This is a genomic window from Streptomyces tirandamycinicus, assembly GCF_003097515.1.
Lineage (GTDB): Bacteria > Actinomycetota > Actinomycetes > Streptomycetales > Streptomycetaceae > Streptomyces > Streptomyces tirandamycinicus.
Window position 1 is genome coordinate 1,143,690 of record NZ_CP029188.1, and the last position, 13,007, is coordinate 1,156,696.

Sequence of the window (13,007 nt, forward strand, 5' to 3'; positions counted from 1 at the left end):
CGCGGACCGCGACCGTGCCCACGCCCGTGACCTCGACCGCGGCCGCCGCAGCGAAGGAACCGAAGGAACCCCGCGATGAGTACAGATCTGGCCATCGAGACGAACGGCCTGGTGAAGGTGTTCGGCGACAACCGGGCCGTCGACGGCGTCGATCTCCGTGTGCCCGCCGGCACCGTCTACGGCCTCCTGGGGCCGAACGGCGCCGGAAAGACGACCACGGTGAAGATGCTGGCCACCCTCCTCAGGCCGGACGGCGGCGAGGCGCTGGTCTTCGGCAGCGACGTGCTGGCGGACGCCGACACGGTACGCGGCCGGGTCAGCCTCACCGGACAGTACGCCTCGGTGGACGAGGACCTGACCGGCACGGAGAACCTGCTCCTGCTCGGCAGGCTCCTCGGCCACGGGAAGCGGGCCGCGCGCGTCCGGGCCGGGCAGTTGCTCGACGCGTTCGGGCTGGCGGAGGCCGCCGACCGCCAGGTGAAGAACTACTCCGGGGGGATGCGGCGGCGCATCGACATCGCCGCGTCGATCCTCAACACTCCCGACCTGCTCTTCCTGGACGAGCCGACCACCGGTCTCGACCCGCGCAGCCGCAACCAGGTCTGGGACATCGTGCGGGCCGTCGTCGCGCAGGGCACGACGGTCCTGCTGACCACGCAGTACCTGGACGAAGCCGACCAGCTGGCGTCCCGGATCGCCGTCATCGACCACGGCCGGGTGATCGCCGAGGGCACCAAGGGCGAGCTGAAGGCGTCCGTCGGTGCCGGAGCCGTCCATGTGCGGCTGCGCGATCCCGCACGGCGCCCGGACGCCGAACGCGTCCTCACCGTCGCGCTGAACGCCACGGTCCAGCTCGACACGGACCCGGTCGCCCTGACGGCCCGGGTCAACGGCCACAGCACGGAGCTCGGAGCCGCGGAGCAGGCCGCCCGGGCGTTGGCCGAGCTGGCCCGCGAGGGCATCACCGTCGACAACTTCGCGCTGGGCCAGCCCAGCCTGGACGAGGTCTTCCTCGCCCTGACCGACCGCACGCCCGACACGGAGAAGGAAGCCGTCGCATGAGCACCGCAACCACCCGGGAAGCCGAGGACCTCACCCGCAACGCTCCCAGGACGGAGTCCCTGGCGGCCCTGCTCGTCGCCAGGGAACGCCCGGCACGGCCGAGCGCCCTCTCCGCGTCCATGACCTTCGGCTGGCGCGCCATGCTGAAGATCAAGCATGTGCCGGAACAGCTCTTCGACGTCACGGCGTTCCCGATCATGATGGTGCTGATGTACACCTACCTCTTCGGAGGGGCGCTGGCCGGGTCGGTCGACGCGTACATCCAGTTCCTGCTCCCCGGCATCCTGGTGATGAGCGTCGTGATGATCACGATGTACACGGGAGTCGCCATCAACACCGACATCGACAAGGGCGTCTTCGACCGCTTCCGCACTCTGCCGATCTGGCGGCCGGCGCCGATGGTGGGCTATCTCCTCGGCGACGTCGTCCGCTACGTCATCGCGTCCGCCGTGATGCTGACGGTGGGCATGATCATCGGCTATCGGCCGGAGGGCGGGCCGATGGGCGTCCTGCTCGGGGTGGCCCTGCTGCTCGTCTTCTCCTTCGCCTTCTCCTGGGTCTGGACGATGTTCGGGCTGCTGCTGCGCACGGAGAAGTCCGTCATGGGCGTCAGCATGATGGTGATCTTCCCGCTCACCTTCCTGAGCAATGTGTTCGTCGAGCCGAAGACGATGCCGGGCTGGCTGCAGGCCTTCGTCAACAACAGCCCGGTCACCCATCTGGCGACGGCGGTACGGGAGCTGATGGCCGGCAACTGGCCGGCGGCCGACATCGCCTGGACCCTGGGCTGGGCGGCGCTGTTCGTGATCGGCTTCGGCGCCATCACCATGCGCCTGTACAACCGTCGTTGAGCCGTTGAGCCGTTGAGCCGTTGAGCCGCTGAGTCGTTGGGCCGCTGAGCCGTTGAGCCGTTGAGCCGCTGAGCCGCTGAGTCGTGCCCTCGCCCTTCTACGTCCGGTGACGGCCGGCTGTTGACCTTCCCCGCGGGGGAAGCCCCAGCATCGGCCGTGCCGGGCACGGCGCCCGGTATGAGGAGGAAGCGGGGGAGCGGGCATGGGGCTGCTGACCATAGGGGCGTTCGCGCGTGCCGCGCGGCTCTCGGCCAAGACGCTGCGACGCTACGACGAGCAGGGCCTGCTGTGCCCGGTCCGGGTCGATCCGTTCACCGGCTACCGCTACTACGACCCCGTACAGCTGGAGCACGCCCGGCTGGTGGCCTGGCTACGCCGCATCGGTATGCCACTTGCCCGTATCCGTTCCGTCTGCGCGCTCTTCGCGGCGGACCCGGACGCGGCGGCCCGGGACATCCGTGCCTTCTGGGCGCAGGTGGAGGCCGAGACGGCTGCCCGGCGCGACCTCGCGGACTTCCTCATCGACCGGCTGTCCGACGCGGCAGCGGGAAAGGACCGTCCGATGCGACGACTCGGCGCACCCCTGGGACTGCGTTACGCCGCCCTTTCGGATCGCGGCCTCGTCCGCGACACCAACCAGGACTCCGTGTACGCGGGCCCGCGACTGCTCGCCGTCGCCGACGGTTACGGTGGCGGAGGCGAGCAGGCGGGCGGAGCGGCGATCGACGCCCTGCGCCCGCTGGAGAGCGTGACCACCGAATCCGGAGAACTGCTCAATCTGCTGGCCGACGCGGTGCGGCTGGCCCACCGTGCGGTCGGCGCCCTCCCGGAATCCGGCACCACCCTCACGGCACTGCTGTGGACCGGCTCACGGCTCGGTCTGGTCCACATCGGCGACACCCGCGCTTACCTGCTGCGCGGCGGAAGGATCTTCCGCATCACCCATGACCACACGGTAGTCCAGGCGATGGTCGACGACGGCAGCCTCACCGAGGAAGAGGCGCACTCCCACCCCCAGCGGGCCATGCTGCTCAAGTCCCTCGACGGGGCGGGCTCCCCCGCGGAACCCGATCTGCGGCTCCATGACGCCGAGGCCGGGGACCGCTATCTGCTCTGCTCCGACGGGCTGTTCACGGTGGTGCCGGAGGCGGAACTGCGCCGGGTGGCGGCCACCGTCGCCGATCCGGAAGACGCGGCTCGGGAACTGATCGCCCTCGCCAACGAGGCAGGTGGACCGGACAACGTGGGTTGCGTGGTGGCCGACGTGGTGGAGCTGTGAGCCGAGACCGCGTGGCTGACGTACCGACGGGCTCAGTCGCCGTTCTCCCCCGGCATTCGGCTCCGTCCGGGCCCGCGGCTTACCGCAAGGTCCCGGCCTGGCCCATGGGCGACCGGCCGGAACCGGCTGCCGGACGAGTGGCCGGGCGACGCCGTGGTCCACAGAGCCGGATCAGAGCGGCCGGGCGATGCCGTGGCCGGTCAGAGCCGGGTCGGGCCCTTCGGCGGTGTCACCACGGCCTCATCGGTCAGAGCAGCCAGCGCACCGGCTGCTCGGGCCGGTACGCGCACGCGGATCCCGTGGAGACGGACGCGCGCAGATGGGCGGCCAACTCGGGGTGCAGAGGGACCAGCTTGCGAAGGGTGTCGCGGATGCGCGCCGTGACCGCCTTGCGGGCACGCTCGGCCTCGTCGCCGAGACGGCGGGTGCGGCCGCCCAGCCCGGCGGCGCGGCGGAGCTCGTCGAGGAGGGCCGCGCGTTCACGGTCGTATGCGGCGGCGACGTCGTCGTCCCCCGAGGCCGTCGCACGGTCTATCGCGTCGTCGAGTTGCTCCAGCCGTCTGCGGTACCGGGCCCTGGCCTCCTCGTCCAGCACCGGATCGCCGCCGAAGCTCCGCGCGGCCACGGCCGCTTCGCCGGATTCCGCGGCGAGCAGCCGCACGGCCGGGACACCGGTGCCCGGGGCGGCGAGCAGGGTGGCGAGGTCACGTAGGCCCTTGGCGTCGGGGAGGTGGACCGTGCGGCCGTCGTAGGCCAGCAGCCATACGGCGCCCTCGCGCCGGAACACGCCCTGCGCGGACTGCTCCGGTGGGGCGGGCTGCGGCTCCTGAGCCGGCCGGTTCGTCCGGGACCGCGACGGCGGCTGTGATCCGTCGGGTCGGTTCCACGGGGCGGGTGGCCGGGGCGGTGCCTGCCCGGTGAGACGCCCGGCCGACGGGGCCCCGGCCGTACCGTCGCCCGGCTCCGGGTGCTCCGGCCGGCCCCTCGCCGGCCCGCCTTCCGGAGCCGCGGCGGGCGCTCCCATGCCGAGGGACTCCGATTCCTCCGCCACCCGGGCGTCGAGCTCGTCCGCCCGGGACCGGTCGGACGCCGAGGCACGGGCGCGCAAGGCCCGGGCCAGGGCGGACCTCGCGCGCAGCGCCCAGGGGCGGGCGCTGAGCCGGTCCGCCGACGCGACCGCCGAGTCGAGTTCCCCGACGGCCTCGTCCCAGCGGCCCGCCGCGGTGTCGAGCAGGCCCAGCCACAGATCGACGGGACCGCTGATGTCGCAGCCGTACAGCGACACCAGCCACTGACCCCGGTACGGCTCCAGGGCGCTGCGCGCCGACGCGATGCGAGCCTGGTCGCCCGACAGGACCGCCGCCTGCGCCCGCAGCCGGATCCGCAGCGGTTCGAAGACCCGGGGGAACGGATCCGGCAGTTCCTCCAGTTCGGCAGCCGACCGGAGCGCACGGGCCCGGTCGCCGCGCTCCGCGGCCGTGATGCCCTCCAGCAGCGCCGGATACGGGTGCCCGGCCGCGCCCAGCTGACCCAGGACCTCCTCCGCCCGCGTGAACCGGCATTGGAGCAGCCGCAGACCCCACACGATGTGCAGCGCCACGAAGGCGAACGGGGAGTGCTCCCGGCCCAGGTCGGTGACCTGCGTGAGATGCGCCTCCGCCTCGTCGAAGCGGCCGCCCAGCGAGGCGACCAGGCAGTGGTCCACGGCGACGCCGAGGTCCGTGCGGCGCACCCCCATCCGCTCGGCGAGGGCCCGGGCCGTGCGGAACTGGTCCAGGTAGCGGGGGTCGTCGAGTTCGAGCAGCGTGACCCAGCGCATCGAGGTGGCGTGGAACTCCATGTCCCGGTTCCCCGTCCGGCGCGCCACCGTGGCCATCTCGTCCGTGAGGGCCAGACGCTCCTCCGATGTGCCGAGCCCCCAGATCGAGTCGTGCCGGGCCCAGAGGGAGAAGGCGAGGGCGTCGTCGTCCTCGCCGCGCCGGGCGAGCGTCGTCGACAGCCTCGCGAGTTCCTGGGCGATCAGCTCGGGCGGCAGCCGGTCCGGGTCCGGCCGCCCGGCGTCGGTCCCGCCGCCCGTCAGAGCGCGGTACGCATCGCGCAGCAGCGCCGTGCACCGGGCGCGGGTGGGGCTGTCCGCCAGGGCGCTGCGCGAGTACAGCGTGATGGCGACCCGGGCGAGCAACTCGCCCTCGTCCAGGGCGGCGGCGAACGCCGCCGCCCGGTCGAACACCGCCCAGGCCTCGGTTTCCGCGCCGCTGTGGTGCAGTTCGCCGCCGAGCTCCAAGGCCACCAGCGCGGCCCGCCGCCGCAGCGCCCGCGCCGCTTCGCAGCCGTGTGCCTCCGGCGGATCCGCGCGGTCGGTGTGCTGCCCGTCGTCCGCCCCCGGCTCCCCCGCGCGGCCGGTACGGTGCGGCAGCGGCCGCAGCGTCGTCGGCGGTACGGGGGCCGTGCCGGGCGGGCCCGTACCGCACGGTGCCGTGACCCACGTCCCCGCCGGCCCGCCGTGCTCCTCCCGGACCGCCCGGCGGGCCGCCGCGGGAGCCGGTCCGTCCGCCCGGCCGCCGTGCCGGTCGGCGCCTCCGGCCAGGGCCGGCACATCGGTCGCCGCGCGGTCCGCCGCCGACTCCGCGATCTGCAGGGCCCGGCGGTAGTGGCCCACCGCCTCCTCCGAGGCCAGCCGGCCGGCGGCGTCGCGGGCCGCCTCCACCAGGAGTTCGACGCGGCGCACGGGCGGCAGTTCGCCGCCCGCGAGGTAGGCGTGACCCGCGAGGTCGCCGGGCAGGATCCGCGCCTGCTCGGGCAGTCCGGCCGTGCCGTCCAGGGCGCGGACGACCGCGCCGTGGCGAGCGCGTGCGTCCGGCTCGTCCAGCGCGTCGTACAGCGTTTCCCGCACCAGATCGTGGGCGAACGTGAACCGTCCCGACTCGCGGGCCGTGACCAGCCGGGCCGACACCGCCCGGTCCAGCAGCCGGTCCACGTGCGGGACCGGCTGACCGGCCACCAGGGCCAGACCCTGGCGGTGGAACTCGCGCCCCAGCACCGCGGCCGTGGTCAGCAGTTCGCCGACGGGCCCCGGCAGCAGGCCGAGCCGCCGCCGCACGGCCTCCCGCACCCCGGGGGCGACCGCGGTCACGGGGCTGCCGCTGTGCCAGAGACGGGCGGTCTGCTCCACGAAGAACGGATTGCCGCCGGTGCGCCGGTGCACCTCGGCGACCAGTGCGGGGTCCGGTTCGCGGCCGGCGGTGACGGCCATCAACGCCCCCACCTCGTCCCGCTCCAGGCCGGTGAGGGTGAGTGTCGTCGCCCGCGAGGCGAGCGGCAGGACCAGCTGCCGCAGCGGATGACCGGGGGTCTCCACCTCGACGTCCCGGTAGGTGCCCAGCAGCAGCAGCCGCTCGAACCAGGCGTGCTGCGCCGCGAACTCGAGCAGCTTCAGTGACGCCGGGTCCGACCAGTGCAGATCGTCGAGCACGACCACCACGGGCCGGCTCTGCGAGACGGTGACCAGCGCGGTCGTCACGGCGTCGTACACCGCGAAAGGCTCCTTGTCCCCGTCGGCCGGGAACCGCTCCTCCGGTCCTCCGGCCGCGGCACCGGCCTCGCCGTCGCCGGTGCCCGTCCCGCCCGGCTCCCCGAGGAGCACGGCCAGACGTCCGCCCGCCGCCTCCTCGGCCCGCGCCCACTCCTCCGCACCGACCGACCGCCGCAGCGCCCGGACCACCTGGACCCACGGCCAGTACCCGGGCGCGCTGCCGGAGTCCCAGCACGATCCGCCGAGCACCAGCGCACCGCGCCGCCGGGCCTCCTGGGCGGCCTGGGTCACGAGGGTGGTCTTGCCGATGCCCGCCTCACCCGTGACCAGCACCAGGCCCCCGTGGCTGTCCGTCGCCCGGCCGATCTCGGCCCGCAGGACACCTACGGGATGCTCGCGCCCGATGAGTGCCGGAGTCATGGTGCAAACGATAGGAGGCCGCACTGACATTCGGCCTCGGCATTTTCCTCCGGGGGTCTTGGAGGGCGGCCTGCGTGCGCCGGGTCCGGAGCCTTCCGGCGCGGCCGGGCCACGTCCCGGAGCGACGGCTCGCGCGGTGGCTTCCCGATGCCGGCGGGCGGATGATCGGCCCCCGCCGCCGCGCCGGGCCCGATGGGCACGCGTCTTCGCCTCCTGCCGTGCCCCGCCGCCGCGGGGATCGCCTGGTCGGCGAGACAGGGCGGTGTGGCCGCCCGCGCCGTGGCCGGCCGATCGAAGGCGCCGGCGACGCGGTGGCCGCAACCGGTCTGCCGTGCGGGTCAGAGGTCGTCGGTCCGGAGGTCCAGGTCGAACGGCGCGGGCAGGTGCAGGCGGGTACCGAACGGATGCGGCCCGTCCACACGGGTGTAGCCCAGCCGACCCGGTTCCGCGAACAGCGTCACGCTGCGCTCCGTGCGGTCGACCAGCAGATAGAGCGGAGCGCCGTACTCCGCGTACCTGCGGCGCTTCACCACGCGGTCGGTCTCGGCGTTCGACTCAGAAGTGACCTCGACGACGAGCAGGGTCTGGTCGGGCAGCAGGGCGCCGCCGCCCTTGGCCGCCGCGACGGGGACGACCGCGAGGTCGGGGACGTACCAGTTCGGTGACCCGGGCAGGTCGAGGTTTCCCGATCCGGTCATGCAGTCGAGTTCCCCGGCCCGCGGCTTGATCTGGTCGCGGATCGTCTCGGCTGCGGCCTCGTGGTCCCACGCGGGTGACATCTGCTCGATGATCCCCTCGATGATCTGGGCGCGGTCGCCCCTGACGTTCTGGACGGCGTACTTCAGGGCGCGCTCGGGATCGACGCCCTGCGAGTAGTCGGCGGGTACGGCACCCATACCGCTTGCTCCCTTCGCAGGTGCGGGATGGCGGGACGGGACCACGTTCCCACAGCCGGGCCGTGCGGAGGCACTTTCGCCCACCCTGATCACCCGGCGGCGGACGCTGCTCGATCCGGTGTTCGGGACGGGCGGTGTTCGGGATGAGCGATGTTCGGGAAGAGTGGTGTTCGGATGAGCGGTGTTCGGGAAGAGTGGTGTTCGGATGAGCGGTGTTCCGGATACCGGACCACTCGCGCGGTGCTCCCGGCCGCGATCAGCCGCCCGCCGCCGGTGCCACCGCCCCGTCCCTCGCGGACGCCGCCCGCATCGCCGCCCCCGGCGGGGACGGGCGCGGGCCGCGCCGGAGCCAGGACCCCGTCGCGTGGCCCACCGGCTCGGTCCAGCGGGCGGTGAGCGGCCCCAGGACCACCAGGATCAGCACGTACGCGGTGGCCAGCGGCACGACGCGCGGTTCGGCGGCGGCCGTCAGCCCGGCGATGACGATGGAGAACTCGCCGCGGGCGACCAGGGTGCCGCCCGCGCGGAGACGGCCGCGGGGGCCGATGCCCGCGCGGCGGGCCGCGTACCAGCCGGTCGCGATCTTGGTCAGCACGGTGACCGCGGCCAGCAGCAGCGCCGGAAGCAGCACCGGCGGGATGGCCGCCGGATCGGTCGACAGCCCGAAGAAGACGAAGAACACCGCGGCGAAGAGGTCCCGCAGCGGGCTGAGCAGCCGTCTCGCTCCCTCCGCGACCTCGCCCGACAGCGCGATGCCCACCAGGAACGCGCCCACCGCCGCCGACACCTGCAGCTCCTCCGCCACACCCGCGACCAGCAGGGTGAGGCCCAGCACGACCAGCAGCAGCATCTCCGGGTCGTCGGAGGAGACCGCCCGGCTGAGATGCCTGCCGTGGCGGATCGCGAGGAGGAGGACGAGGGAGACCGTACCGACGGCGATCAGCAGGGTGATGCTGCCGCCGGCCAGGCCGAGGCCCGCGATCAGCGCGGTCAGCAGCGGCAGGTACACGGCCATCGACAGGTCCTCGATGACCAGGACGCCGAGGATCGCCGGCGTCTCGCGGTTGCCCAGCCGGCCCAGGTCGGTGAGGATCTTCGCGATCACGCCCGACGAGGAGATCCAGGTGACGCCGGCGAGGGCCACGGCCCCCACCGGCCCCCAGCCGAGCAGCAGCGCCGCCGCGGCGCCCGGCGGGGCGTTGAGCAGGAAGTCCACGATGCCCGACGGGTACTGGGTGCGCAGGCTCGTGACCAGTTCGGACGCGCTGTACTCGAGACCGAGCAGCAGAAGCAGCAGGATCACGCCGATGTCGGCGCCGACGGCGATGAAGCCCTCGCTGGCGCTGAGCGGCAGCAGCCCGCCGTCGCCGAAGGCGAGTCCGGTCAGCAGATAGAGCGGGATCGGGGACAGCCCGAAGCGTCCGGCGAACCGGCCGATCAGCCCCAGGATGAGGATGATGCCGCCGAGCTCGATGAGGAGCATGGTCGTGTCGTGCACGGTCAGCCTCCGGGCCGGCCGGGGCCGGGGTCTTGCCCGTGAACCGTGGCGATCCCGCCGGCACCCTCATGCCTGAGCGCCGTGGACGCCGCGCACTCGGCGGGGCCGTCCGCGCGCCGGAAGCCCGGTGACCGACGGCCGTCCGGATGGACGGCCGGCGAGCCGCAGTGGCCTCTCCGGGGTGCAGCCGTACTGCTGCCCGGGGTGAGGTCGTACCGCGTACCGGCGCCCGGCAGAGGGGTGCGTCGGGTGGCCATGGCTGCCTCCCGGGGGCCGAGACGGGCGAGGGGGCGGGCGCGGCGGAGCCAGGGGCTGCTTCCTCCCCTCAGTATCACGTGATCTTGGGCGGCCTGCCCGCCGGTGACCGCGCCCCGACCCGCGCCGCGACCCCCGCGACCAGGCGTTCACCCGCTCATCAGTAGAGTCCGGTCCGTGAATCCCGACCCCCGCCCCGCCGTCTCCGTCGTCGGGATCGGCGCCGACGGCTGGGACGGACTGCCCGAGACCTCCCGTACCGCGCTGCGCACCGCCGAGGTGCTCGTCGGCGGCCCACGCCAGCTCGCACTGCTGCCCGCGGCCGAATGCGCGGGCGAGCGCGTGCCGTGGCCGTCTCCGCTGCGTCCCGCCGTGCCCGCGCTGCTCGCCGAGCACGCCGGCCGCCGGCTGGTGGTCCTCGCGAGCGGGGACCCCATGTTCTACGGCATCGGCCGCACCCTCACCGAGATCGCCGGAGCCGGGGCGGTGCACGTGCTGCCGCACCCCTCGTCCGTCTCGTACGCCTGCGCCCGCCTCGGCTGGCCGGTGGAGGAGACCGAGGTGGTGACGCTGGTAGGCAGGCCGGCCGCCGGGCTCGGCGCGGCGCTCCACCACGGTCGCCGGCTGCTGGTGCTGAGCGCCGGCGCCGCGACCCCCGCGGAGGTGGCGGAGCTGCTGACCGCCAGGGGCTTCGGTCCCAGCCGGATACGGGTGCTGGAGCAGCTCGGCTCCCGGGGGGAGCGGCAGGTCTCCGGCACCGCGGAGACCTGGAACCAGCCGCCGGGGGACCCGCTCAACATCGTCGCCGTCGGCTGCGTCCGCGCTCCCGGCGCGCTGCGGCTCGGCGCCGGCCCGGGGCTGCCCGACGAGGCGTACGAGAACGACGGGCAGCTGACCAAGCGCCATGTGCGTGCGGCGACGCTCGCCGCGCTCGCGCCGGCCCCCGGCGAACTGCTGTGGGACGTCGGTTCCGGCTCCGGTTCCATCGCCATCGAGTGGATGCGTACGCACCGGTCGTGCCGGGCGGTCGCGGTCGAGCGGCACGCGGAGCGGGCACGGCGCATCGAGCGCAACGCGGAGTCGCTCGGCGTGCCCGGACTGCGGGTCGTCACCGCGGCGGCGCCGGGCGGACTGGCCGGACTGCCCGTGCCGGACGCGGTGTTCATCGGCGGCGGGCTCACCGCGCCCGGACTGCTCGAAGCCTGTTGGGACGCGCTGCCCGAGGGCGGGCGGCTCGTCGCCAACACCGTGACGCTGGAGTCGGAGGCGCTGCTCGCGGAGCGCTACCGGCGGCACGGCGGGGAGCTGGTGCGGCTCTCGGTGGCGCACGCCGTGCCGGTGGGCGGCTTCACCGGCTGGCGGCAGGCGATGCCCGTCACGCAGTGGTCCGTCACCAAACCCCCCGCAGGAGGACCTTCATGACCGTGTACTTCATCGGCGCGGGCCCCGGTGCCGCCGATCTGATCACCGTGCGCGGCGCGCGGACTCTCGCGTCGTGCCGGGTCTGCCTCTACGCGGGCTCTCTCGTCCCCGCCGACCTCCTCGCCGAATGCCCGCCGGACGCGCGTCTCGTGGACACCGCGAACCTCGATCTGGACGCGATCACCGCGGAGTTCGTCCGCGCCCACGAGGAAGGCCACGACGTGGCCCGGCTGCACTCCGGCGACCCGTCCGTCTTCAGCGCGGTGGCGGAGCAGATGCGGCGGCTCGACGCGGCGGGGATCCCCTACGAGGTCGTCCCGGGCGTTCCGGCGTTCGCCGCCGCGGCGGCGGCACTGAAGCGGGAGCTGACCGTACCGACGGTCGGTCAGACCGTCATCCTGACCCGAATCGCCCGGCAGGCCACCCCCATGCCCGAGGGCGAGGACCTGGCCACCCTCGGCCGCAGCGGCGCCCTGCTCGTCCTGCACCTCGCCGCCCGCCACGTCGACCGCGTGGTCGCCGAACTGCTGCCGCACTACGGTCCCGACTGCCCCGCCGCGGTGGTGGCCATGGCCAGCCGCCCGGACGAACTGGTGCTCCGGGGCACGCTCGACGAGATCGCCGGGCTGACGAAGGAGGCGGGTGTCGTGAGGACGGCGGTCATCCTGGTGGGCCGCACCCTGGCGGCCTCGCAGTTCCGCGACAGTCACCTGTACGACCCGGCGCGGGACCGGCACGTCTGCTGACGGCGGGGCGTGTGGCAGCGCCGCGCTCGGGCTGTCGGCGGGGCGTGCGGCAGCGCCGCTCTCGGCCCGGCCCTACCGCCCGGATGCCGGCCCCGTCACCCAGGCCAGTGCCTCCTGGGCCGTGGACGCCGTCGGGACGCCCTCGGGTACGGGCGGGCGGCGGACGACGACGACCGGCAGGCCCGCCTCGCGGGCCGCGGTGAGCTTGGGCGAGGTCGCGGCGCCCCCGCTGTCCTTGGTCACCAGTACGTCGACGGCGTGGCCGGCGAGAAGGCTCCGCTCGCCGTCGAGGGTGAAGGGGCCGCGATCGAGCAGCACCCTCATCCGCGGAGGGTGCGGCGGCTGCGGCGGGTCGACGGAGCGGACCAGGAACCAGAGGTCGTCGAGGTGAGCGAAGGACGACAGGCCCATGCGGCCCGTGGTGAGGAAGACCCGGCGGCCCAGCGCGGGCAGCGCCTCGGCCGCCTGCGCCAGGGAGTCGACCGGGTGCCAGTCGTCGCCCGCCACCGGCACCCAGCCGGGCCGACGCAGCGCGAGCAGGGGGACACGGGCCAGGTCCGCGGCGTGCGCCGCGTGGAAGCTGATCGTCCCGGCGAACGGATGGGTGGCGTCGACGAGGACGTCCACCCGGTGCTCGCGCAGCCAGGCGGCGAGGCCCTCCGTACCGCCGAAGCCGCCGATCCGCACCTCGCCCCCGGGCAGTCTCGGCGCCGCGACCCGTCCGGCGAGCGACGTGGTCACCCGCTCCCCGCGCCCGTGCAGCGACTCGGCGAGGGCGCGGGCCTCCGTCGTACCGCCGAGAACCAGGACGTGCACGGGACCTCCACGAGTGAACCGGCGCCCACCGGCGGGCGCGGCGCCCCACTCAAGCACACCGGTCTCCGGGCCCGGCCGGACGGGCATGACCGGCCGGACCGGCAGCACCGGCAGGGCGCGAGCAGGAACGGCCGTATCGGCCGGACCGTTCCATCACCCGTATCACCCGTATCACCCGTATCACCCGTATCACCCGTATCGGCCGGCTCGGCCGGTCCACCGGCCCGCGC

10 protein-coding genes are annotated in these 13,007 nt (G+C 74.3%); 5 read left to right on the top strand and 5 right to left on the bottom strand.

Annotated features, from left to right (window positions below; translation table 11 throughout):
• The first annotated feature begins 75 nt into the window (after positions 1-75).
• The 3 genes from DDW44_RS04955 to DDW44_RS04965 all read left to right on the top strand — a co-directional run bounded on the left by DDW44_RS04955 (position 76) and on the right by DDW44_RS04965 (position 3,192).
• Entirely contained in the window at positions 76-1,062 is a 987-nt protein-coding gene (locus DDW44_RS04955; protein WP_017948126.1) for a daunorubicin resistance protein DrrA family ABC transporter ATP-binding protein, read from the top strand.
• The gene (locus DDW44_RS04960) at positions 1,059-1,913 is read left to right on the top strand and encodes an ABC transporter permease (protein ID WP_017948125.1); all 855 of its coding nucleotides are present in this window, start codon (positions 1,059-1,061) and stop codon (positions 1,911-1,913) included. The genes DDW44_RS04955 and DDW44_RS04960 overlap by 4 nt, the downstream gene beginning before the upstream one ends.
• Positions 1,914-2,115: 202 nt before the next feature.
• Positions 2,116-3,192: a MerR family transcriptional regulator gene (locus DDW44_RS04965; RefSeq protein WP_018890773.1), complete on the top strand. Its 1,077-nt coding sequence runs from the start codon at positions 2,116-2,118 to the stop codon at positions 3,190-3,192.
• Between the two features lie 247 nt (positions 3,193-3,439).
• Here the strand turns inward: DDW44_RS04965 and DDW44_RS04970 are convergent, their stop codons facing one another.
• The 4 genes from DDW44_RS04970 to DDW44_RS33640 form a co-directional block, all read right to left on the bottom strand.
• Entirely contained in the window at positions 3,440-7,144 is a 3,705-nt protein-coding gene (locus DDW44_RS04970) for an AAA family ATPase (protein ID WP_108905650.1), read from the bottom strand.
• Between the two features lie 338 nt (positions 7,145-7,482).
• A complete protein-coding gene (locus tag DDW44_RS04975; protein ID WP_108905651.1) occupies positions 7,483-8,040 on the bottom strand; it encodes a Uma2 family endonuclease in 558 nt (185 codons plus the stop codon).
• A 256-nt stretch (positions 8,041-8,296) separates the two neighbouring features.
• A complete protein-coding gene (locus DDW44_RS04980) occupies positions 8,297-9,538 on the bottom strand; it encodes a cation:proton antiporter (protein ID WP_108905652.1) in 1,242 nt (413 codons plus the stop codon).
• 2 nt (positions 9,539-9,540) lie between these two features.
• A complete protein-coding gene (locus DDW44_RS33640) occupies positions 9,541-9,795 on the bottom strand; it encodes a cation:proton antiporter regulatory subunit (protein ID WP_483027303.1) in 255 nt (84 codons plus the stop codon).
• Between the two features lie 175 nt (positions 9,796-9,970).
• On the opposite strand from DDW44_RS33640, the gene cbiE reads away from it, so the two are divergent.
• Together cbiE and cobM are read left to right on the top strand one after the other, a co-directional pair.
• Entirely contained in the window at positions 9,971-11,215 is a 1,245-nt protein-coding gene (gene cbiE, locus DDW44_RS04985; protein WP_108905653.1) for a precorrin-6y C5,15-methyltransferase (decarboxylating) subunit CbiE, read from the top strand.
• Entirely contained in the window at positions 11,212-11,961 is a 750-nt protein-coding gene (gene cobM, locus DDW44_RS04990; protein WP_018890778.1) for a precorrin-4 C(11)-methyltransferase, read from the top strand. Before cbiE ends, cobM begins: the two co-directional genes overlap by 4 nt.
• A gap of 72 nt (positions 11,962-12,033) precedes the next feature.
• On the opposite strand, the gene DDW44_RS04995 is transcribed toward cobM, so the two are convergent.
• Positions 12,034-12,777, bottom strand: coding sequence for a cobalt-precorrin-6A reductase (locus tag DDW44_RS04995; RefSeq protein ID WP_027734396.1), 744 nt, complete (start codon positions 12,775-12,777; stop codon positions 12,034-12,036).
• Positions 12,778-13,007 lie beyond the last annotated feature (230 nt).